23 protein-coding genes are annotated in these 21,428 nt (G+C 59.0%); 15 read left to right on the top strand and 8 right to left on the bottom strand.

What is annotated here, in order from left to right; genetic code table 11:
• Positions 1-41: 41 nt before the first annotated feature.
• The 8 genes from VXM69_RS14905 (at position 42) to VXM69_RS14870 (ending at position 6,879) form a co-directional block, all read left to right on the top strand.
• The gene (locus VXM69_RS14905; protein ID WP_367189814.1) at positions 42-1,937 is read left to right on the top strand and encodes a hypothetical protein; all 1,896 of its coding nucleotides are present in this window, start codon (positions 42-44) and stop codon (positions 1,935-1,937) included.
• A 234-nt stretch (positions 1,938-2,171) separates the two neighbouring features.
• Entirely contained in the window at positions 2,172-2,876 is a 705-nt protein-coding gene (locus VXM69_RS14900) for a hypothetical protein (RefSeq protein WP_367189813.1), read from the top strand.
• A 44-nt stretch (positions 2,877-2,920) separates the two neighbouring features.
• Positions 2,921-3,463, top strand: a complete 543-nt coding sequence (locus VXM69_RS14895; protein WP_175907237.1) for a transposase — start codon at positions 2,921-2,923, stop codon at positions 3,461-3,463.
• Positions 3,439-3,789, top strand: coding sequence for an IS66 family insertion sequence element accessory protein TnpB (tnpB, locus tag VXM69_RS14890; RefSeq protein WP_121863073.1), 351 nt, complete (start codon positions 3,439-3,441; stop codon positions 3,787-3,789). Before VXM69_RS14895 ends, tnpB (VXM69_RS14890) begins: the two co-directional genes overlap by 25 nt.
• Positions 3,790-3,820: 31 nt before the next feature.
• The gene (locus tag VXM69_RS14885) at positions 3,821-5,386 is read left to right on the top strand and encodes an IS66 family transposase (RefSeq protein WP_367189789.1); all 1,566 of its coding nucleotides are present in this window, start codon (positions 3,821-3,823) and stop codon (positions 5,384-5,386) included.
• Positions 5,387-5,477: 91 nt separating this feature from the next.
• Positions 5,478-5,810, top strand: coding sequence for a hypothetical protein (locus VXM69_RS14880; protein WP_367189812.1), 333 nt, complete (start codon positions 5,478-5,480; stop codon positions 5,808-5,810).
• Positions 5,811-5,907: 97 nt separating this feature from the next.
• Positions 5,908-6,285 (top strand): DUF3592 domain-containing protein, encoded by a 378-nt coding sequence (locus tag VXM69_RS14875; RefSeq protein WP_047898728.1) that lies wholly within the window; start codon positions 5,908-5,910, stop codon positions 6,283-6,285.
• Positions 6,286-6,306: 21 nt separating this feature from the next.
• Positions 6,307-6,879, top strand: coding sequence for a hypothetical protein (locus VXM69_RS14870; protein WP_126360742.1), 573 nt, complete (start codon positions 6,307-6,309; stop codon positions 6,877-6,879).
• Position 6,880: 1 nt separating this feature from the next.
• Here the strand turns inward: VXM69_RS14870 and tssF are convergent, their stop codons facing one another.
• Positions 6,881-8,500: a type VI secretion system baseplate subunit TssF gene (gene tssF, locus VXM69_RS14865; protein WP_367189811.1), complete on the bottom strand. Its 1,620-nt coding sequence runs from the start codon at positions 8,498-8,500 to the stop codon at positions 6,881-6,883.
• A 59-nt stretch (positions 8,501-8,559) separates the two neighbouring features.
• Positions 8,560-8,703, bottom strand: coding sequence for a hypothetical protein (locus VXM69_RS14860; RefSeq protein ID WP_367189810.1), 144 nt, complete (start codon positions 8,701-8,703; stop codon positions 8,560-8,562).
• A gap of 31 nt (positions 8,704-8,734) precedes the next feature.
• Between VXM69_RS14860 and VXM69_RS14855 the strand changes: the two genes are divergently transcribed.
• The 3 genes from VXM69_RS14855 to VXM69_RS14845 are packed head-to-tail and all read left to right on the top strand — an operon-like array spanning position 8,735 to position 11,115.
• Positions 8,735-9,148, top strand: a complete 414-nt coding sequence (locus VXM69_RS14855) for a transposase (protein ID WP_080298168.1) — start codon at positions 8,735-8,737, stop codon at positions 9,146-9,148.
• Positions 9,145-9,492 (top strand): IS66 family insertion sequence element accessory protein TnpB, encoded by a 348-nt coding sequence (tnpB, locus tag VXM69_RS14850; protein ID WP_038785480.1) that lies wholly within the window; start codon positions 9,145-9,147, stop codon positions 9,490-9,492. The genes VXM69_RS14855 and tnpB (VXM69_RS14850) overlap by 4 nt, the downstream gene beginning before the upstream one ends.
• Positions 9,493-9,543: 51 nt before the next feature.
• Positions 9,544-11,115: an IS66 family transposase gene (locus VXM69_RS14845; RefSeq protein WP_367188812.1), complete on the top strand. Its 1,572-nt coding sequence runs from the start codon at positions 9,544-9,546 to the stop codon at positions 11,113-11,115.
• A 31-nt stretch (positions 11,116-11,146) separates the two neighbouring features.
• Here VXM69_RS14845 and VXM69_RS14840 read toward each other — a convergent pair whose 3' ends face one another.
• From VXM69_RS14840 to VXM69_RS14815, 6 genes are all read right to left on the bottom strand, one after another.
• Positions 11,147-12,637, bottom strand: a complete 1,491-nt coding sequence (locus VXM69_RS14840) for an IS66 family transposase (protein ID WP_367189809.1) — start codon at positions 12,635-12,637, stop codon at positions 11,147-11,149.
• 39 nt (positions 12,638-12,676) lie between these two features.
• The gene (gene tnpB / locus VXM69_RS14835; RefSeq protein WP_175908252.1) at positions 12,677-13,021 is read right to left on the bottom strand and encodes an IS66 family insertion sequence element accessory protein TnpB; all 345 of its coding nucleotides are present in this window, start codon (positions 13,019-13,021) and stop codon (positions 12,677-12,679) included.
• Complete coding sequence (locus VXM69_RS14830; protein ID WP_279612793.1) at positions 13,018-13,422, bottom strand: transposase; 405 nt, start codon at positions 13,420-13,422, stop codon at positions 13,018-13,020. Before VXM69_RS14830 ends, tnpB (VXM69_RS14835) begins: the two co-directional genes overlap by 4 nt.
• Positions 13,423-13,548: 126 nt before the next feature.
• Complete coding sequence (istB, locus tag VXM69_RS14825; RefSeq protein WP_367189808.1) at positions 13,549-14,322, bottom strand: IS21-like element ISBcen13 family helper ATPase IstB; 774 nt, start codon at positions 14,320-14,322, stop codon at positions 13,549-13,551.
• On the bottom strand, positions 14,319-15,326 hold the full coding sequence (gene istA, locus VXM69_RS14820) for an IS21 family transposase (RefSeq protein WP_367189807.1): 1,008 nt from the start codon (positions 15,324-15,326) through the stop codon (positions 14,319-14,321). The genes istB and istA overlap by 4 nt, the downstream gene beginning before the upstream one ends.
• Entirely contained in the window at positions 15,226-15,747 is a 522-nt protein-coding gene (locus tag VXM69_RS14815) for a type VI secretion system baseplate subunit TssF (protein WP_367189806.1), read from the bottom strand. The genes istA and VXM69_RS14815 overlap by 101 nt, the downstream gene beginning before the upstream one ends.
• 141 nt (positions 15,748-15,888) lie before the next feature.
• On the opposite strand from VXM69_RS14815, the gene VXM69_RS14810 reads away from it, so the two are divergent.
• From VXM69_RS14810 to VXM69_RS14795, 4 genes are read left to right on the top strand one after another with little or no spacing between them, the layout of a single operon-like run.
• A complete protein-coding gene (locus VXM69_RS14810) occupies positions 15,889-18,000 on the top strand; it encodes a type VI secretion system Vgr family protein (RefSeq protein ID WP_367189805.1) in 2,112 nt (703 codons plus the stop codon).
• 5 nt (positions 18,001-18,005) lie between these two features.
• Positions 18,006-19,304: a DUF2169 domain-containing protein gene (locus VXM69_RS14805; RefSeq protein ID WP_367189804.1), complete on the top strand. Its 1,299-nt coding sequence runs from the start codon at positions 18,006-18,008 to the stop codon at positions 19,302-19,304.
• Complete coding sequence (locus tag VXM69_RS14800) at positions 19,289-20,479, top strand: PAAR-like domain-containing protein (protein ID WP_258281292.1); 1,191 nt, start codon at positions 19,289-19,291, stop codon at positions 20,477-20,479. The genes VXM69_RS14805 and VXM69_RS14800 overlap by 16 nt, the downstream gene beginning before the upstream one ends.
• A 37-nt stretch (positions 20,480-20,516) precedes the next feature.
• The gene (locus tag VXM69_RS14795; protein WP_367189803.1) at positions 20,517-21,428 is read left to right on the top strand and encodes an ankyrin repeat domain-containing protein; all 912 of its coding nucleotides are present in this window, start codon (positions 20,517-20,519) and stop codon (positions 21,426-21,428) included.

Here is a 21,428-nt window from a genome sequence, read left to right as displayed (position 1 = left end):
GCAGCGGGGGCATCTTGAATCTTGCTAATACCAACTCGTCTATGCAGCAAGCGACTCGGCCGCGAGCCTATTTTATCGATGATGCGTGGGCTGCCCCTCAGCGTCAGGTACTTGCTGCGTGCATTCCTTCCTTGCGACAACTGTTGTCTGACCATCAAGATGTTAAGGAATGGTTTGTCGCCGAATACAAAGCCGTAGGAGATGTGCGCACCTCCGCATATTTTGACTCGTGGATGGAGAGCGCGGGTTCTGATATCGAGTTCTGGGGCAGGATTGCATCGTCCCCGCGCTTTGGGGAGCTAAGGGACGAGTGGGGCGAGTTGGCCAACATTTGGCACACTCGGGTGGAACTTCTCGAGAAAGTAAGGTCTGGTCTTCGTGACGCGGGGTTCGATGTTGTACTCTTTAGCTCGTTGCCCACCTTCGATCCGAACGATGTTCCCTCTATCATCGTCATTGACTACATGCTTTCGAATGACGCTGACTATAAAAAGATCGCTGAGAGCACGCACTGGCTTGGTGGGGTTTCGACTCATTGTTTCCAGTCTCCCAGTACTACGCCTCCCTTTGTTCTTTTGATCAGTAGTGCCTTGAATCCGAGCGAGACAGAGAAAAAGGCTCTGGAGTTTAGAAAAGACTCTAAGACGATGTCTAGCTATTTCAGAATGGTGCCGAAAGCCGATTTTCAGTTTAGTGGCCGTGTAGTTGGCTTGGCAAAGGAGCATCATACGATTTCCGCTAAGAAATTGCTGGAATTCTATTCAGTCTATAAAGGCCTCCGAAAAGCATACGAGGAGGTGGCCAAAGAGATCGCGGATTCAATTGAAAGCCTAGAGCTCGAAGATCTCGTCACATTTCACGCAGCACAGTTGAAAGACGAAGGTACATTGGATGACTATCTGGCATGGCTATATGGCCAAGTTCTGACTTCCAAGCTGCTGAAGAAAGTCGATTTCGTGAAAGCCGGACGTGGGGTGGGAGATTCGGATGAAGTCCTGTTGGGGCAACTCAGGCCCCAGCAGCTCATACCAGACCTGTTTTACGAGGCTTCCTTTCTTGCCACTCTTGAACAGACCGCCCCGGAATGTGGACTGGAAAAAATTCAGTTCGCAAATATGTATCAATCATTCTGCGAGCCGCAAATCGTTCTTCTTACGGTCTCGCAGACATGTGATTTGATTCAGTGCAAAATTACTAATGATCAAGTGCTTTGCGTGGAAGGTGTGCTAACTGAACTTGATGTGGCTGCTGAGGCTTCGCTTTTGAAGCTGACGATCGATCAGATTGCAAAAGAGCATCAAATCTATAAGGTTGGAGGAAAGTATTTTTCAGTGAATTGGGGTGGTTTTAAAGATCTCAGAACCGTAAAGATCGGCCATTTAAATGATCGACGAATGTGGACGCTGATAGGGCGAATGAATGAGCTTTATGCTTTGAACATTCAGGCGTCAGCGATGCAAGCTGTCGGTCGCATAGGGCTCCCGGTAGTTCCCCACTATGTGCATTACATTTCGAAGGTGTCGATTTCCCTGATACAGAAGAATCAGGGGCGCGTTGCGACGAAGGAGATTTCGAGGGGGGAAGTGGTTGGCGTTGTCCGGCCACATAAGAAGGCCAATTGCGATATTTATCTTCCAGTCCATGTCCGGGAGGAAATGGCTCAGCTCATCGACATACTGGTCGCTTTACCGAATGCCCTGAAAGGGATACCGAATACCGGGGACATAAGTGCATTGCTGCGCGATATGGCCGCGCGTGGGTTTACGGGGAAGGGGGACATGGAGGGGAAAATTGATTTTAAGCATGGGTTAAATGTCTCCGCAAGTGGAGAGAGGTCTACCAAAGATCGACCAAAATTTGCGAAGATCTTCGCTAGCACAGCGCTTCCCGCGATTGAGGGTGGAGATTATCTCGAAATAGTCTTTCTGCCAATTTGAATTCCTCCTTGCTACGGCGTTCGCCTCTTCGTACGGGATACGACTTCGGAGCGCCGTGAGGCTTATGCCATCCAGAAACTAGGTTTTCTGGTACGCACCGACCGTCTGAGGGGCCAGGTCTACGAGAGTGCCGCTACTAGATGCTTCGTTACAGCGAGAAAAGGATCTGGCTGAAGTTTTGCTATCCTAGTTGCCATCGTTTCGAGCTGAATACGCACGCATTGAGGCGCTCAAGTGGATCCAGGCCGTCAATTTGTCTTTCATAATCCCGAGGCGTTTCTTGCAATGTCCATACAGGTGGCACTGAGGGATACGTCTGCGGCAGATAAACCGGACTATGCCCGATTGCCGCCACCAGTTCGTTATCGGGCCGCAGGAACGTTGGACGCATGGGATCGCGTCAGGCTGGAGGCGCAGAAGGTTTGGCAGTTCGATTTCCAAACGAGGCTGGCGTCGCACCCAATCGATCAGCTTTTCGATGAGTTTCCGAGATTCGTGACGACCTGCGTTCGTTCATTGGCAGCCGGCCTGGACCCGCAGGATCTGGAAAACGCCCGTCGCAGCTTGACTTGGCAGATTTACCATGCCAGCAACGGTGCGATGTACGAACCGACCGCCGCGCTTCATCGATTACTGGATAGTGCTTACATTGCAGACGATGTGCCGATCGGTCTGGTTGAATTTCCGGCGCCGGCGCTTTGCATCATTCCCAATTCTGCGTGGCGAGGATACAAAGACGATGGTATCCGCGCGATTGCATTGTTCCGGCGCAGGCTCGAATCTGGGACGACGACTGCGGACCAGTTGACGATGGTGACTTGGCAGGAATTCAGCAGCGGTGACTTTCGTACACAATTGGTCACCTATCCGCTGGATGAGCCCGATCGCACGGTCAAACAGATACTCGAAGATCTGAACAACCAATGTGCTCCGGAGTAAGCCGTCAATAAACGACGCCCTACCAATGGTAGGCATAAGGTCAGATGCTAAGTGTCCGCGTGGACACATGCACTCAGACCATGATGACAGAGAAACAGGACCTTCGAAGCAGACTGGTAGTTGGCCAACGACGGGATGGCCGGCGGGAATTTGATGAAGATGCCGTGCGGGAGCTGGTCGAGTTTTGCCTGAAGCCGGGGGTATCGATCGCCCGGGCGGCTATGGACCATGACGTCAATCCGAATCAGTTGCGCCGCTGGATCTCGCGCCATCAGCAGCATACGCTGCAAACCCCAACGAGGCCGGACCCGCTGGTGATCGACGGCGTATCGATCGACATTCCGGGCACTGCCCGTCGGGTTCCGATGAGTGAAGCGCGGGCATTCGTTCCTGTCGTCACGACTGCGTCGACCGTGCCTGCCGTTTCCCCAGTACTGCCACCAGCCCCGTCGTTGATGGCGCTCTCGTTACATGTGCGCTTGTCCAATGGTGTCGAATTTGATCTCGGCGAGGCGAGTGTCGATGAGCTGGCCACGGTGATCCAGATGCTCGGGAGGCTGCCGTGTTCCGGTTCGACGAAGAGCTGAAGGTTTATCTGCATCGCGATCCAGTCGACTTCCGCATGGGCATCAACGGGTTGTCGATTCTGGTCGAACAGGCGATGCGCCTGAATCTGATGACCTCGGCGCTGTTCGTGTTCGGCAACCGACGACGCGATCGCATCAAGATTCTCGGCTGGGGCGGCAACGGCTTCTGGTTGCTGCTCAAGCGACTCGAAGCCGACCGCTTCGTCTGGCCGAACGGAGGCGACACGATCACGCTCAGCGCTGAGCAGTTGCACTGGCTGCTCGACGGAATCGACCTGGCCGTGATCCAGAAGCATCCCCAGCGATATTACGCGCGGATGAGCTGAACACGACGAGGGCGACATGGTCTAACCGGCCATGCCGAACAATCCCGTCATGTTGAGCGCCGAGGAGTACGAGGCGCTGATTGCCGCGAGCGCCGAACGCGATGCGCTGCGCGGTGAGCTTCGACTCGTGACGGCTCAGCGCGATCTGGCCGAGGAGAAACTGCGGGCCTACAAGCACGAACTGTTCGGCGCATCGAGCGAAGCGCGCCATGCTGACCAGCTCGGTCTGTTCAACGAAGCCGAGGCGCTGGCGACGACTACCGACGCGCCCGCGCGCGAGGATATGCCCGGCACATCGGTCGCCGCTCACACGCGCGGCAAGCGTGGGCGCAAACCACTCGATCCGAACCTGCCGCGCGAGGTCGTGCGACACGAGTTGCCCGAGTCCGAACGGTTCTGCGCGCATGATGGCCATGCTCTCGTCGAGATCGGCGTGGAAACGAGCGAACAGCTCGACGTGATTCCCGAGCAAGTGTGCGTCGTTCAGCACCAACGGGTCAAATACGCGTGCCCATGCTGCGATCTCGGTATCAAGGTCACGCCCGCACCGGCGCGTATCATCCCTCGCGGGCTGCTCACGGAATCCGCGCTGGCGTGGATCATCACCGGCAAGTACCAGTACGGCATGCCGCTGTATCGCCAGGCCACGCTGCTGCGTCGCTTCGGCGGCGCCATCTCGTCGAACACGCTGGCCGCCAGCGTAGTGCGGGTGGGGCTCGCCACGCAGCCGGTGATCAATCTGATGCGCGACGCGCTGCTCGAATCGGACCTGATCTACGGCGACGAGACAACGTTCCAGGTGCTGAAGGAACCGGGACGAAGGCCGCAAGCAAAGAGTTACCTGTGGGCGCAGATCAACGGCTCGGGGCCGCCTGTGCGGATGTTCTCGTACTCGCCGGGGCGCGGCGCCCAGCATGCGCAGAAGCTCTATGCCGGCGTGCAGCCTGGCACCGTGCTGATGACTGACGGGTACGAGCTCTACAACGGCATCGCCCACGATCACCAGCTCGTGCATCTCGGATGCTGGGCACACGTGCGCCGCGGCTTCATCAAGGCCGAGGAGTCGGTGCCGAAGGCGGCACGCTCGCCGGACCTACTGGCGACGCGCTTCGTCGTGCTGATCGGCAAGCTGTTCGCGGCCGAGGCGCGCAGCGCGAAGTGGAAGTCTGAACGCCGGCAGCGACTGCGTGCCCGGTACAGCGCCCGCGTGCTCACCATCATCGAGCGCATGCTGGTCGAGCATCTGCCAGGCGTCGTGCCGTCGAGTCTGCTCGGCAAGGCATTGCAGTACATGAGCGGACAGTGGCCCAAGCTGGTCCGCTACGTCGGTAACGGCAACTGGCCGATCTCGAACAACCTGTGCGAGAACGCGATCCGGCCGTTCGTCGTCGGCCGCAAGGGCTGGCTGTTCTCCGATACTGTCGCCGGCGCGCAGGCCAGTGCCAACCTGTACTCCCTCGTCGAGACGTGCAAGGCGAACGGCATCGAGCCGTATCGCTATCTGGTCTGGCTGTTCACCAGGTTGCCGCTCGCTGCAACTGCCGACGACTACGCCGATCTCATGCCTTGGAGAATGCCTGCTGCCCTCAACCACTGAGGGGCGTCGTTAAAAGACCGCGTACGCTCCGGAGAGGCGCGAGACGGCTCTTGTCTATTGGCAGCAGGTATTCGACTACGTCGTAAAATTGATGCTGTATCTGAAGCTTCCAGATGCGCATGTAGAAGCCGATCTTGCTTATAGTCGGGCACCGAGGGAGTTCAACGGACTAGGGCAGCGCAAACGTCGAGAACGACTCGCGGAGATCGAGTACTTGTACGATCGACATATCGTGGGACCGGCGGTTCTGGATTGGGAGCCGATTGGTGCGGAAGGCAATGAGACTGCCGTACCGCATCACGAAAAGAGTCCGCACTGGCGTCGCCCGCATTTCAAGATGCAGCCGCATGGTCCGCAATCGTCGTTGCGCAAAGTCATTTTTGTTGGGCCGACAATTGTGCGCTCCGACAAGCTTGGTTTGTAATCTCTTGGATGGGCTGGATGCCGTCGGATAGTCCCATGTGCGGGACTCGCGTTGTGTATCATCCCGACTGCTATTTGACGAACGAGCGAGCACATTTATGTACAAGGCCGTAGCCTTTGTTGTGATCGGAGTCGGCTTTTTGATCGCAGCGGCGATAAACGTCCAGCTGACGCGTGAATTCATGCGGACGTCGATCATGGTGCCGGGCGAAGTGGTGAAGTTGAACGCGGGCGGTTATCACCCTGAAATCGAGTTCATGACCAAGTCAGGCGAACACGTTTCGTATCCGCAAGGCGGTATCGTGTCAAAAATGGCCGTCGGCGATCGACCACAGGTGCGCTATCTTGCCGAGAATCCGATTCCGACTGCGAGAATCGATCGGTTCGATGCGATCTGGGGGAATGCGGTCTTTTTCGCTGCCTTCGGATTGGGCTTCATCGTTTGTGGGCTGATCAACCTTCCGTCACGACAATAACCAGATCACTGGGGCGCGGGCATGTCATTTCTGAGGCTGAGCAAGTGGACCTATAACACCGGGGCAGGCGGTGGCCTGAGCGTTGAGATCGTAATGGCAACGGGCGGCACGATCATACTGACCGACCCTGAGAAGCACGATCAGAGCTTCTACTACGGTGGCGTCGGCGTCGGGATCGGCGCGGGTCTGAAGATCCCAAAAATCAAATTGCCGAGGTTCTCGACACCTGAGATCAAGCTGCCGCCGATTCGGGGCCGCAGCGTTGGGGCGGCGGGCTCCACATTGGACTTCCCGAGTTACGGCAGTATCTACATGACGAGCGCGTTTCGCGGTACTGAACTGTCGCGATCGGATTTTCAGGGCGGAACGATTTATGTCGACGGGTCGTTGTCGGCGATTTATGGCTGGGCGGGCGATGCAATGTTGCTCGGCATGAATCCTGCGTTGCTGGCAGCGGGGCTATCAGGTCCTGGCTTCAGTTGGCTGCTCCAACGAGCAATTTCAGAGGCTCCGGCTGTATTGATCATGCGAGGGCAAACAGTGGGCTTCCAGGCCGGGGCGAGTATCGGGATTCTTGCCGGGTATGTTCACTGAGCTAGACCAACGGTTGCGTGCCGGGCTGCGGCGCGCATCGCAAAAGCTCCTTGCCGCTCTCTGCCGATAACACGACGAGCTGAACGTAGCTGTTTGAGTGAGCGTACGGGCCGAAGAACCGGTCCATGACGGCCGAGAACCGATGCAGGCTAACATCTCTGGTCGCCGCCTCCGAGAATGAAAGCAGGATCTCCACACCGCGAACAAATGACGGGAACTGGTTGTCGAGAGACATCCACCTGATTGCCGGCTTGTGGTCGAGGGATACGATCGCATCGATGCAACGTTGGGCAACCACGCTGGAACGCGGGGCATGGAAACGCAGAAACTCCTTCAGGGCGGGTAGTCCGGCTCGCGTCAGGTCAAGTGGATGCGGCGCCAACGCCGACAGGACGCGCCAAAGTGCACCGCCGCGCGGCAAGGCTGCCGGCAAGGTCGGACGAGAGAGTAGGGTAATCGGGCATGCCAGCGCTGAGCCCTCGTACAGAAGATCGCTATCCGGCGCACTTATCGGCAACCGGGACGGCATTTCTCCGTTGGTCGCCAGTACATCGACATCGACCTGAGGATATCGTGGATGAGCGGTTTGACCCTTTAAGTCCACCAAAGCCAGTAGCGATTCCGCAGGTGCTCCGTCCGGCGAGGCTTCCGGATCTCGGTAGGCCAACCAATAGACGGCAGACGAATCCGTCGGTCGCGCATGACTGAATGCACGATACGGCCACACCTGTGTGCGCGGTGTCGCACGTGAAGCGATGAGGGCCTTGTCTTCGTCCGATTTCGTACGCTCACCCAGATAGACGGCTTCAACCGAATAGACGCTCAGCGGAATGCCGGTTGCCAACGGGATCGGGGTGATCGGATAGGTGGCATCGTGACTGGTTAGCTGGATAGGCGTTGCGACGCGTTCGAACAGGTTGATGACCGGCGTGCAAAACAATCGGACTGTGCTGGTGTTCAGCGTCGCCAGGATCTGAGCGGCGGCGGAGTCATGGGCCGTGCCTCGCACGGCGATGTGAAGCGTTAGCCGTCGAGCTGCGGCGGCGCGTGCGGCGCGACGAATTCGCCCCAGGTCGATGTCGACGAAATCGAACTTCTCGGGGAAGGCAAAATACTCCACGAGATTCCGGAAGGATTGCGCGCTCGTGTTGCCTTCGTGCGGTAGCAATTGCTCTTCATCGGCGAAGCCGGCCGGCTCGATCGGCACTTTCGACAAGCTGATCCAGCGTCCGCTGTCGTCCACTTCCACGTACGCGCCTGATGCGCGGAGCAGCAGCGTATCGGCAAGCGCGGCGACGAGCGGCCGCTCCCCGGTCAAATGCACTCGAACCGGGGCGGACGGAATGGCCTCATCAAATGCTTGCGACGCGGATTCGCTTGCAAAGGAAATCGAAAGGATCCCCGTCACTTCCGACGGAATGCGTGCTGCTGCCGGAGCAAGCGTCGCCGGCGAATAACGCGCCGAGTGAATGCGCAATGGCGATAACGTGACGTCATAGACGGTACGGAAACGGCACGGTGCGGCATTGGCGTCCAGCATCGTGCCGCGCGCTATCGTCAACGGTTCTGTAAGCTTGTCAAACGCATTTGAAATCGTAAGCGTAGCGTGAGGGCCGTCCAAAATTTTCTGGACAGGCGGCGCAGAGCGCGGCAGGCTATGCCTGCCGTGGGCAGACCGGATCAGTTCGCAGTGCCGGGGACTGGGAGCAGCAGCTTGGCGACGTTCCAGGGCAGCAATTCGTCGACACGATTGATCTGGTAATCGGCGATGTGCGGTAAGCACGAGACCAGTACCGTCTGTGAACGCTCGGTGACGAGTGCCATGATGTCCTGTGAAGGACACGAATGACCAGTCGTGTCCACGATAGGAGTTGTGGACAGAGTGACTCAGACAGTCGAGATCCCGCCGAAACGGCAAACTCGCCGACATCCCACGGAATGGAAGCGGACCATCGTCGCGCTGACATTCGAGCCCGGCGCATCGGTCGCCCGTGTTGCTCGCGAGAACGGCATCAATGCCAATCAGGTGTGGGCATGGCGTCGCCTCCATGCGCAAGGCCTGCTAACGGACGATGCGATTCCAGACGCAATGCTGCCGGTTGTCGTCAACGAACCGTCTCAGCCGTCGATGGCGCTCGAGGTGCCGACTGCGACCGACAACATACCGTCCGGCTCGATCCAGATCCAGCATGGCAAGACGTCGATTCGCATCGAAGGCGCGCCAGACCCGGACGTGCTGCGTTCTGTTCTCGATCGCATTTTACGATGATCGGTCTGCCTCAAAACACGCGGATCTGGATCGCGGCGGGCGTCACCGATATGCGATGCGGCTTCAATTCGTTGGCCGCGAAGGTACAGACGGTGCTGGAGAAAGATCCGTTCTCTGGACACGTGTTCGTGTTCCGGGGCAAGCGCGGTGACCTGCTGAAGTGCTTGTATTGGAGCGACGGCGGGCTATGTTTATTGGCGAAGCGGCTCGAGAAGGGGCGTTTTGCGTGGCCGCGTGCTGACGCCGGCGTGGTCGCGCTCACAACCGCCCAACTGTCGCTCTTGCTCGAGGGTTTCGATTGGCGGCAGCCGGTCGAAGCCGCGCGCCCACGCAGCGCGCTGTAAACCATTGTTAACTGGTGCTCGCGTGATCATGGGCAGTCGTAAACTGTCCTCATGGAATCGACCTCGACCGCGCTGCCCGACGACATCGACGCTTTGAAAGCGTTGCTGCGTGAGCGCGACGCCCAGGTCGCCGAGCTGCGGCAGCAACTCTCGTCGCGCTCACTTGAGATCGAGCACCTAAAGCTCACGATCGCGAAACTGCGCCGCATGCAGTTCGGCCGTAAATCGGAGAAGCTGGATCGTCAGATCGAGCAGCTCGAATTGCGGCTGGAGGATCTGCAGGCCGACGAAGGCGCCGCCGATGTAGCAGCCGCTCCCGAGGCAAAGCGGCCGCGCCGCGAAGGTCCGAGCCGCAAGCCGCTACCCGAACATCTTGAACGCGAAGAGCGCGTCCATCTGCCCGCCGATGATGACTGCCCCGATTGCGGTGGACAGCTCAAGCCGTTGGGCGAAGACGTCGCGGAGCAACTCGAATACGTGCGTGCGCACTTCCGTGTGATCCGTCATCGCCGCCCGAAGCTGGCCTGCGCGCGCTGCGATCGCATCGTGCAGGCTGCGGCGCCGAGCCGCCCGATCGATCGGGGCATCCCGGGTCCGGCGCTGCTCGCCCACATCGCCGTGTCGAAGTTCGCGTACCACCTTCCGCTGCACCGCCAGGCGGTGATGTACGCGCGTGACGGCGTCGAGATCGATCCCGGCGCGATGGGCTACTGGATGGGCAGCATCACGGCGCTGCTCGCACCGTTGGTCGACGCCGTGCGCCGCTACACGCTGGCCTGCGGTAAGGTGCATGCGGACGACACTCCGCTGCCGGTGCTGGCGCCGGGCAACGGTCGAACGAAGACAGGACGTCTCTGGGTCTACGTGCGCGATGATCGGCCGAGCGGCTCCGACGAACCGCCGGCGGCCTGGTTCGCCTACACGTCAGATCGCCGCGGTGAGCATCCGCAGCGACATCTCGCTGACTTCACTGGTGTGCTGCAGGCCGATGCGTTCGCGGGCTATGCCGAGCTATATCTCGACGGGCGCGTCCAGGAAGCCGCATGTATGGCTCACGCGCGCCGGAAGATCCACGACCTGCATGCGGTGCGCCCCAACGCCGTGACGGAGGAGGCGCTGCGCCGGATCGGCGCGCTCTACAAGATCGAAGAGCAGATCCGCGGCAAGCCGCCCGACGAACGGCGCAGTGTGCGCCAAGCGCGGGCGGTGCCGCTGCTCGACGACATGAAGCGTTGGTTCGAAGCGACGCTCGCCAACCTCTCTGCAAAATCTGACACGACCAAGGCGATTCGGTACGCGCTGAATCGCTGGCCAGCGCTCGTCTACTACTGCAGCGATGGGTGTGCGGAGATCGACAACCTGATTGCCGAGCGAGCATTGCGAGCCGTCGCTCTCGGACGGCGGAACTATCTGTTCGCCGGCGCCGACTCCGGTGGCGAACGTGCCGCCGCGATGTATAGCCTGATTGGCACGGCGCGCTTAAACGGCCTCGATCCCGAGGCGTATCTCGCCTACGTGCTCGAGCGCATCGCCGACTATCCGGCTAACCGCGTCGACGAGCTGCTGCCGTGGAACGTGGCGCCGTCGCTGCCGCCTACTGCTCGCGTCGACCCCATCCGATAGCGTCGCAGAGCTCCGCAGTCAACAACCTGCACTACGGTACTGCTCGGGCGCTTACGATGTGCGTGAGCACGTATTCGAGGTAGGTGCGCGGGTTGATGCCGTTGAGTTTGCATGACCCGAGCAAACTGTACATCGCGGCCGCCCGCGCTCCGCCGCTGTCGGAACCGGCGAACAGAAAGTTCTTCCTGCCGAGCGATACGCAGCGTAACGCGTTTTCAGCCAGCACGTTGCTGATCTCGATTCGACCGTCATCGCAGAACAGTATGAGTGCCTCCCAACGATTTAGCGAGTAGTTGATCGCAGCAGCCAGCGGTGCCTTCGGCCAGAGCGTCTCAAGTTTCTCCCTCAAGCGTACTTCGAGAGACGAGAGCAGTGGTTTGCTTTTTTCTTGCCGAACACGTAGACGCTCATCGGGTGGCTTGCCTCGGATCTCGGCTTCGATGCCGTAGAGCTCGCCGATCATGTCAAGGACTTGAGTTGTAAATTCTGACGGGCCGGATTCGTGGACCTCGAACAGATAGCGTCTCGCGTGGTCCCAACATGCTGCCTGGCGGATCTTCCTGCTCTCATACAGTTCGTTGAACCCAGCGTAACCGTCCGCCTGCAGGACACCTTCGAATCCGGCGAGATGAGTCTGAGGGTGGATTCCTTGGCGGTCCGGCGAGTAGGCAAACCAGACGGCCGCGGGTTGTGTCGAACCGGAACGTCGATCATCACGCACGTAGACCCATAAGCGGCCCGTCACGGTTTTCCCTTTGCCGGGCTCAAGCACGGGGATCGGCGTGTCATCCGCATGAAGTTTCTCCGGCGCCATCGTATAGCGCCGTAGTGCCTCGATCAGCGGTCGGCAGAGCTCTTCGCATTGACCGATCCAGCGAGCCATGTTGGCGCGATCCAGACGCACACCGTCGCGGGCCGCAATCGCAGTTTGCCGATACAACGGAACGTGATCCCCATACTTCGAAACGAGGATGTCGGCAAGCAGGCTGGGATGAGCGATGCTGCGTTCAATCGGCAGTCCCGGCATCGGCGGCTGCGCGATATGGTTGCATCGGGTACAACTCATCTTGCGGCGGATCGTGCGGATCACCTTGAACGCCGCCGTCACGCGCGCGAGCTGCTCTGACATATCCTCGCCGAGCGGGCGCATGACGCTACCGCACTTCGCACAAATCGGATCAGGGGCAAGCACACGCTCTTCGCGTGGCAGATGAGACGGCAGCGTTTCCTTCGGCGTCTTGATGGAGATTCCTGAGCTCGGTGCCCGAGCGCGCGCTCGGCGAACATCTGCAACACCTTGTTCGCTGGCCAGATTCTCGAGCTGCGTTTCGAGCCGGTCCAACTGCTCGGACTTGTGACCGAAGTGCATCCGACGAAGTTTGTCGATTTGCGCCTTCAGGCGCTCGATTTCTCGGTCCCGATCAACGATCTCAATATCGCGCTCGGCAAGCGAGGCGCGAGCCTCGATCAGTAAGGCCTTCAAGATGGCAACGTCGTCGGGTAGATCATCGTCGGGCGGCATGCCGCGCAGTTTACGAGCTTCCCACGCGGTTTACAACCACTACGCCATCGACAGCGTGGCCGTTCGACGAGGTTGCCGCCAATCGATCCCCTCAAGAACCATGGACAGCTGGGCCGTCGTCAGATAGATCTTGCCGCCGTCGGCCTGCGGCCAGACAAAACGCCCGCTCGTGAGCCGTTTCGCAAGCAGCCATATCCCGTCGTCGGTCGCCCACAAAATCTTGATCAGGTCCCCACGGCGCCCGCGAAAAATAAACACGTCACCACTCAGCGGATTCTCGCACAGCGCCGTCTGCACCTTCGCCGCCAGGCCGGGAAAACCACAGCGCATATCGGTGACGCCTGCTGCGATCCATACCCGCGTACCCGCCGGCAGGCCGATCACGACTTCAAACTCCCCAGCACCGCCCGCAGTGTTTCGAGATCGACCACGCCATCTACCTTGACTACGGCGCGACCGATTCGCACTTCGATCGTGCCGCCAGGCGCGGCCGGCTCCGCAACTTTGAGAGCCGCGATCGACACCTCTGGAGCGACGACGCTCGGCATATCGGCCACTATGGTCACTGGAATCAATTCGGTTGCCTTGGCCTGCGCAGCTCTATACTCGCGTCGCCATCTAAACAGCATGTTCGCGTTCAGACCGTGTTCACGAGCAAGGTTGGACACCGACACACCTGGTTCGCACGCAGCCTCGACCATCCGACGCCGAAACTCCGGACTGTGATTCGGGCGGCCCTTGCGACTGCCCGCGGATATCTTCTCTGAGCCCAAAGTAGTTCCCACTACTCAAAATAGTGGGAACTACTTTGGGCCCTCCTACCTGCGAGTTCAAGAACGGCCCTCACGATACGCTTACTGAAATCTGAGCCACTTCGCGCCTGATCGCGCAAAGTAAAACTGAGCCAGTCGTTACTTCTTCGATGTCGGGACGTGCCCGGCTTTGCGTTGCTGTTTCAGTCTGTAGCTGTCTCCTTTGATCTGGATGATGTGGGCATGGTGGAGGATGCGGTCGAGCATCGCTGCAGTGAGGGTGGTGTTGCCGCCGAAGGTTTCGTCCCACTGCGCAAACGGCAGGTTGCTGGTCAGGATCATCGAGCCACGCTCGTAGCGCTTGGCGACGATCTGGAAGAAGTGACTGGCCTGATCGCCCGAGAGCGGTAGATAGCCGATCTCATCGACGATGAGCAGCCTCGGGCCGAGAATGTTGTGCCGAAGAACGGCGTCGTATCGCTCCTGTCGGCGTGCAGCCTCGAGCTGTAACATCAGATCCGCCGCCGTGATGAACTTCGTCTTGATGCCGGCCTGCGTCGCTGCATATCCGATGGCGATCGCGAGGTGCGTCTTGCCCACGCCCGACGGACCAAGCAACACGGCGTTCTCGCCTCGCTCGATGAAGCGTAGCGTGGCAAGCTCGTCGATTGCCTCGCGCGGGACCCCGACGGCGAAGCTGTAGTCGTAGTCATCCAGTGTCTTGATGGCGGGAAACCCGGCCATGCGCACCAGTGTTTGCCGCGAACGAACTTGCCTCGTCTCTCGTTCGTGCGAGAGCGCGTTCTCGAGGAAGTCGAGGAAACTCCATTGCTTGGCCGCCGCGTCGCTGGCCAGAGCGACGTATCGGTGCATGAGTCCCTCGAGCTTCAGGCTTTGGCAGTGCCCGTCGATGCGTTCCTGCTGCAAGTTCATGCGCGCACCTCGGTCAGTAATTGCTGGTAGATGGACAACGGGTGCTGGATCGACATCGCGGGATCAACGCGCGGCCGAGCGACGGCGCGAGCCGGCAATCGGGGCAATGTGTAGCCAGGCATATCGAGCAAGCAAGCCCGTTCTCGTTGCTCCAACAGAATCGCGGGTGCCTGCCCGGTAACCGGATGCACGCGCTGGTTGGCCACGTCGCGCAGCCATTTACTCACCTCGACGTTCGCAGTCGCGGCATCGAGCATCAAGCCGGATTGTTTAAGCTGGCTTGCCAGCGGCACATAGAAATTGCCGCGCAAATAGCGGTGGAATCGCTCGACCTTGCCCTTGGTCTGCGCGCGGTACGGTTGGCACAATCTGGGCAGGAAGCCGTACCGCTTGGCCAGATCGAGCAGGCCGGCGTGCCAGCGATGTTGGCCGTCGCCATAAGCATCGCGTTCGACAACGATGGTCTTGGCGTTGTCGTAAAGGATCTCGCGAGGAATGCCACCCAAGGCTTCGAACAGCGCATGATGACAGGCAACCAGCGTCTCGGCGCGTTCATCGGTGGTGAAGCGTGCCCAGCGCCAACGACTGAAGCCGAGCGTGGCGGTGAAGGCGTAAAGCGGGTCGGTGCCTCGTCGGAAGACAACGAAATCGCACTGCATCTGCCGACCGGGCTCGGTCTCGAACCTTACGACTGGATCGGGCTTCGGCATGGGCTTATGCGTGTTCATGAAAGCCTGCAGGCTTCGCAGTTGGCCCTCGTAGCCGCGCGCCCGCAACTCGCGCAGCAGCGCCGGCGCTGCGATGATCTCCGGTGCTGCGGCCCTCATGCGCTCGATGATGTACGCCTCGAACGCTCCGAGCTTGGTTGGCCGCGGTTCACGCGGCTTGTAGCGCGGCACTTCCTCAGCCGACAGGTACCGCGCCACCGTGTTGCGAGAAATGCCCAGGCGCCGCGCGATCTCGCGCTCCGATACGCCTTGGGCTTTGAGCACATGGATTTGCATCCACTGTTCCTTCTGGAGCATCGCCAGCCTTTGCGCGCAAAAGGCTGACTGTACTGAAAGGTGGCTTAGATTTACTTCGCGCGAAGTGGCTCATTATTACTTTGCGCCCAACAAGCTGGCCGAACAGAACCGATGGGTCGAACGAGGCAACCGCGCATGACGGGACGGTGCGCAGATACTGCGGATAGGCAATTTCGAGAAGTGCCTCGGTGAATTGCGGGTAATCATCATCAAGCTTCGCATCTACACGAGCTGCTAGTAGGGCGAACGTCTGTACCATTCGGTCGACGTGCAGGTCTTCGACGTGTCCGCCAGTCATGCCGAGGCGTGCTGCAATCTTCGGAAAGCGCCGAGCGAACTCCGCCAGACTGCGTGCAAGCAGTCCGACTTCACGTTCGTAATGTGACAGCAGATGGTCCATTCGCTGCAAATATTCAATGATTCACGATAATCGGTCCCTGTTTTCCGGGGCCGACATCTAGTCCAAATGGCGCGCAGACATATTAGAATGGCCGCGCCGACAAGAAACTGCCCCCTCCGCTGAGAGATTCCGAGGCTACATATGCAAATGTCAGAAATTGCGAGCTTCTTCCAGCTCCAGAGCAATCGCCTGTTTACGATCGAAACCCCATTGAAAGGTCGATCGGATCTCGTGCTCGTCGATTTCCATTGTACCGAGGGGGTATCTCAAAATTTCGAGATGCATGCCCGGCTCGCATCGCAGGACAAGAATATCGAGCTGAAGAAGCTGATCGGCCAACCGGTGACAATCACGTTACAGTTGACCGATGCGCTCGCCAGCTCCGAAGAGCGCTACTTCCACGGATACGTCGCAGCGTTTTCGCATCTGGACACGGATGGCGGCTTTGCGATGTATAGCGCGACGATCCTGCCGTGGCTGTGGATGCTCTCTCGTCGACAGGACATTCGCATTTTCCAGGAAGAGAACACCGAGTCGATCCTCTCACGCGTGTTCCGGGAGTACGGCAAGCTCGCGTCGTTCGAGTTCCGTCTGTCGAAGGGAACCAAGAATCGTAGCTACTGCACCCAGTACAGGGAAACCGATCTAGCCTTTGTCGAACGGCTGATGCGAGAGGATGGCCTGTTCTATTACTTCGAGCATGCGAAGGATGGGCACAAGCTGATCATTGCCGATAACTCGGTGACCGCGAAGCCGATCGACGGGCGTAGCCCGTCGTTACAGTACAACCAGGGCGAGGCGATGGACAATCTAGCCGTTGTCACGTCGTTTCAAGCGCAGCGTCAGCTTGCGCCGGATACGGTTGGACTGAAAACTTTCGACTACAAAATTCCCCATGCCAGGCGATTCGTGTCGGGTGGCTCGGAAGTCAATCAAGGCGACGTACCGTCCTACGAGATCTACGACTATCTCGGCGAGCATGGTTTCGCTGACAGTGATCGGGGTGAAGAGCTCACGCGCTTCCGAACAGAGGCGTTGGCTGCACACAGCAAGACGTTTGTCGGTACGACGACCGGTCGACGGATGATGCCGTGTCGATACTTCGAACTGGATGACCATTACGATCATGCCAGTACTAAACAGGAAGACCGTCAGTTCCTGTTGTTGACCGTCTCTCATGCTGGCACAAACAACTATGAGCCCGGTGAAGGTAGCTCAGCATACTCGTGCAGCTTCACCTGCATTCGCAAGAAAATTCCGTATCGCCCGGCATTCGAGGGCGAGCGTCCGACGATCGTCGGGCCGCAAACGGCGATCGTCGTCGGGCCGAAAGGCGAGGAGATTTATACGGATAGCCTCGGCCGGGTGAAGGTACAGTTCCACTGGGATCGTCTCGGCAAACGCGACCAAGGTAGCTCCTGCTGGGTGCGTGTGAGCCAGCCGTGGGCGGGCAGCGGTTTCGGGATGGTTCAAATTCCGCGAATCGGGGATGAGGTGGTCGTGAGTTTCCTGGACGGAAATCCGGACCGTCCCCTGGTGACATCACGCGTTTACAACTCGCAGAACATGCCGCCGTGGGCATTGCCAGCAAACGCGACACAGAGCGGGATTCTGACGCGCTCGACCAAGACCGGTAACGTCAACACAGCCAATGCGATCCGTTTCGAGGACAAGAAGGGCGAAGAAGAGGTCTGGCTTCACGCCGAGAAGGATCAGCGCATCGAGGTCGAGCACAACGAGTCGCACTGGGTCGGCAATGATCGCAGCAAGAATATCGACCATGACGAAACGGTTCACGTCGGCCACGATCGCACGGAAACGGTCGACAACAACGAGACGATTCACGTTGGCGTGGATCGCACCGAGACCGTTGGCAACAACGAGACGCTGACGGTCGGCGGTAACCGAAACGAGACGATCCAGGGGATGGAGAACCTCTTGATTGCACTGACGTCGACGGAGACGGTCGGGCTTGCGAAAGCACTGACCGTGGGCGGCGCGTATACCGTGACGGTAGCGGGCGCGATCAACACTGCGGCCGGCCTTGCCAGCGCCGAGGAGGTGGGCCTGTCGAAAACCACGATGGTGGGCAAGACCTACACGGTTACCGCAGGCGATCGCATTGAACTGCGAACCGGTAAAGCGTCAATCGTTCTCGAAAGCAGCGGCCACATTACGATTAGTGGGACGAGCATCGACATTCTCGGTTCCGACGCGGTGAAGGTTGACGGCAAGACCGTCGATCTGAACTAAGCGCTATGGCGATGGAGTTCCGTAACCTCACGCCCTTGCATGCGATGGCGTTCCATGCCGTCGACGTGCCCGGCAACGAGATTCACGTGGTGGCGCTCAAGGCAGCGTACCGGCTTGAGCCGGCGCAATCGCTCGACGCTGATGGCGATACGCATCGTTGCGTGCTGCTGAGCGGCGACAATGCCGTTCCGTTGGCGATGGCCGACGAATACGAAGGCAAGACGGGCACGAGCAGCGTGAAATGGGAGAGTGATCTCGCACCGTTCAAGCCGAAGTGTGATGTCCTGGTTCGTGCGACAGCACACGCCCCGCATGGCACTCCTGTGGCTTCGTGGCCCGCTCGCGTACGGGTCTTCGATGCCGGCACGATGGTCATCGACAAAGGACTTCGCATAACGGGGCCGCGCTCATTTACGAAGGGCTGGCGTGGGTGGAAGCTCGGCGAACCTGAACCCACAGGCGCTGTTCCGGTTCGCTGGGAGCAGGCGTACGGCGGCGCGAGTCGCATCGCCCTTGCGCCGGGTGCAACGGGGGCGAGTGCGGAACTCGAGCTGAACGAGGTCTGTTTCACTAACCCGTTGGGCCGGGGATGGGTGGAGAAGCGTTTCCTCGATCGGGCGACCCATAAGTCGGTCGTCGCCTCGTTGTGTGCGTCATCGATTCCAGGACCGTTGCCAAAGATCGCTGAGATTCCGGCGCCTCAGATCGAAGCATGGGACATTCCTGTCACCAGTCTCGACGTTGGCGAGCACTCGGCTTCCGGGCTGGATGCCAAGCAGATGAAAGAGGTGGTGGCGAGCTACGCGACGATGCCTGTCGGATTGGGTGCTGTCGGTCGCGCCTGGACACCGCGTTTGCAGTTTGCCGGGACTTACGACGAGACATGGCATAAGACAAGATGGCCGTACCATCCGGTGGATCATGACTTCCACTATTGGAATGGTGCGCCGGCAGACCAGCAGATCGAATGGCCTGCGCCAGGACTCGCCTTTGAGCTTGCCAATCTCGCGCCGCCGGAGCACACGCGCGCAGGCTTTTTGCGTGCGAGGCTTCCGGGGCATCGCGCCCTTGTGGCGCTTCGCTTCAAGAGCGGTGAAATCGTGCCACTCGAGATGAAGCTCGACACACTTTTGATCGATACCGAGGAAATGCGCGTATCGGCGACGTGGCGAGCGGTTTTTCCGTTGCAGCCGGCGTTGCGCGTGTGCGAGGCACGTTTCGAACTGGATCGGCATGCGCCTCTGTTGCGAATGGCCGCCCTGAAAACAACGAGCGAAGCGGAGGACACGTGGCAGACAACGTAATGGCCCGCAAGGATGGCCAGTGGACCATCGTGTCGATGATGCCCGACGTATGCAAAACCCCCATGGGGAGTAGCACGCCGCCGGTACCTTATCCCGTCACGGCAAGCCTTGGCGACAGTCAAATGACGTCGAAGACGGTGTTTGCAAACGGGAATCCTATCGTACGGTTTGATTCGAGTTTTGCACCGGATACGATCGGTGATCAGGCTGGCGTAGCACATGGAGTCGAAAGCGGAACCGTTGGTGCCAAATGCTGGCCGATCGATCATAGCAAGACTGTCCGGGTTGAAAGCAAGATGGTCGTGCGCCACAGCGACCAGTTCTGGATGAATGGCAATTACGTCGGGAAGGATGCGAAGGCTGCCCGTTGGCGAGGGCGAAAGGCCCAGATCGCCGAGGCGCGGGAGAAGGTGGGTTCTTTGCCGCCGGGCGCGGAGCGTGACAAATTACAGGCTGCCGCAGATCGATTCGAGAAGAACAATTCCGTAGTAGAGCAGGCCAAGCTGGCGCAAAACGTCTACAACCCTAAGGCAGATACACCGGAAGGCTGGAACAACGTCAGTGGCGATCCGGCCAAACTCGCTCAGTACAAGCTTAAATCTGGCGATTTTTCCATTCCGGGGACGAATTTTCGTGCGCAGGTGTATGAGCCGGACAAGGACGTGTTCGGTAGCGATTTCAAGCCCCAGGTGGTGTTTCAAGGCACGGACAAGAAGAGCTTGTCCGACTGGAAAAACAACATCATGCAGGGCATGAACAAAGACTCGGCGTATTACAGCCGTGCCGTCTCGATTGGCAAGGCGCTTGCGAAGAGTGGTGCTGACGTCAATATTGTCGGTCACTCGCTGGGCGGTGGGATGGCGTCTGCTGCGTCACGAACGAGCGGGATTGCTGCCACCACATTTAATTCTGCTGGTCTCAATCCATTGACGGTCGCCCGTTACGGCGGAACGCCGGTCGCCTCGGACATTCAGGCATATCGAGTTGAAGGCGAGGTCCTGACAGCGGCTCAGGAAAAGAGCCATGGCCTGATGCCGACAGCAGTGGGCGAGCCACACATCTTGCCGGGTCAAGGGGGCTCGGTCGCGAAGCACGGTATGGACAAGGTGATTGACGGAATTGAGCAGCAGAAGACGGAAGACCAGACAACGATCCTCAAGGAAATTGGAGGATGAACCCAACCTTGCTTTCAGATAGTCGATCATCAACACGATGGCGGATACAACCATTTTTCTGCAACGACTCGTGCGTTTCGGCCAAAAGTCATGGCGCCAGCTGGCGGGCGCGTCTTTCGTCGCACTGGTACTCGTCACCACTGGATGCAACATGAGCGCAAATTCTCCTGGCAAGTTCTTCGAGGGGCCGTATCTGAATGCAGCAAAGGCGATCAATGATCGCGACACCACGCGGCTGAAGGAGTCGCTTGCTGGCCTCAACGTCAATGCGGCGGGACGCGACGATATGACGTTGCTTTGGTACGCGATTTTGCAGAAGAACTACGACGCCATTCGCGAACTGGTTGCTCATGGTGCTGAACCGGACAAGCAGGTCGTAGAAGGCCTTGGAAGTGCTCTTCATGTCGCGCTGACGAACGACGATCCGCACGTGCTCCAGGCAATGTTGGAGGGTGGACTGTCGCCGAATTACCAGGACGCAGACGGCACCACATTGCTTCAGCGCGCACTGGAAGGTGAGAAAGCGCCCGAGCATGTGCATCTGCTTGTAGAGCGCGGGGCAAACGTTAACCTGCGAGACTCCATCGGTAGTGCTGCACTGGACAAGGCGATCGATGTATCGAAGCCCGACCTTGCTATCTATTTGGTCGAGCATGGGGCCGACGTGAACGCACATACGACCAACGGCGTGAGCGTGGCCTACTCGGTGCAATGGGAGATTGATCACCTTCAACCGGATGGCAAATCTGCCAGTACAACGGCCGTTACGCTTGGTCAAAGCGGCAAGCCCGTCGTAACGACTCAGGGGCAGCCGAGCCCGGGCACTACGTCGGAAGGGCATGAGTTGCTAGAAAAATTCGAGCATCTGCGCACACTGATGATCGCGAAAGGGGCGAAATTCCCGCCAGACCCGCCGGCGAAGGTCCGAGAGCGGATGAGCCAAAAATAA

Source organism: Burkholderia sp. Ed8, assembly GCF_040761425.1.
In the GTDB taxonomy this organism is placed as follows: Bacteria; Pseudomonadota; Gammaproteobacteria; order Burkholderiales; family Burkholderiaceae; genus Burkholderia; species Burkholderia seminalis.
This window is presented reverse-complemented; position numbering and strand designations above follow the sequence as displayed.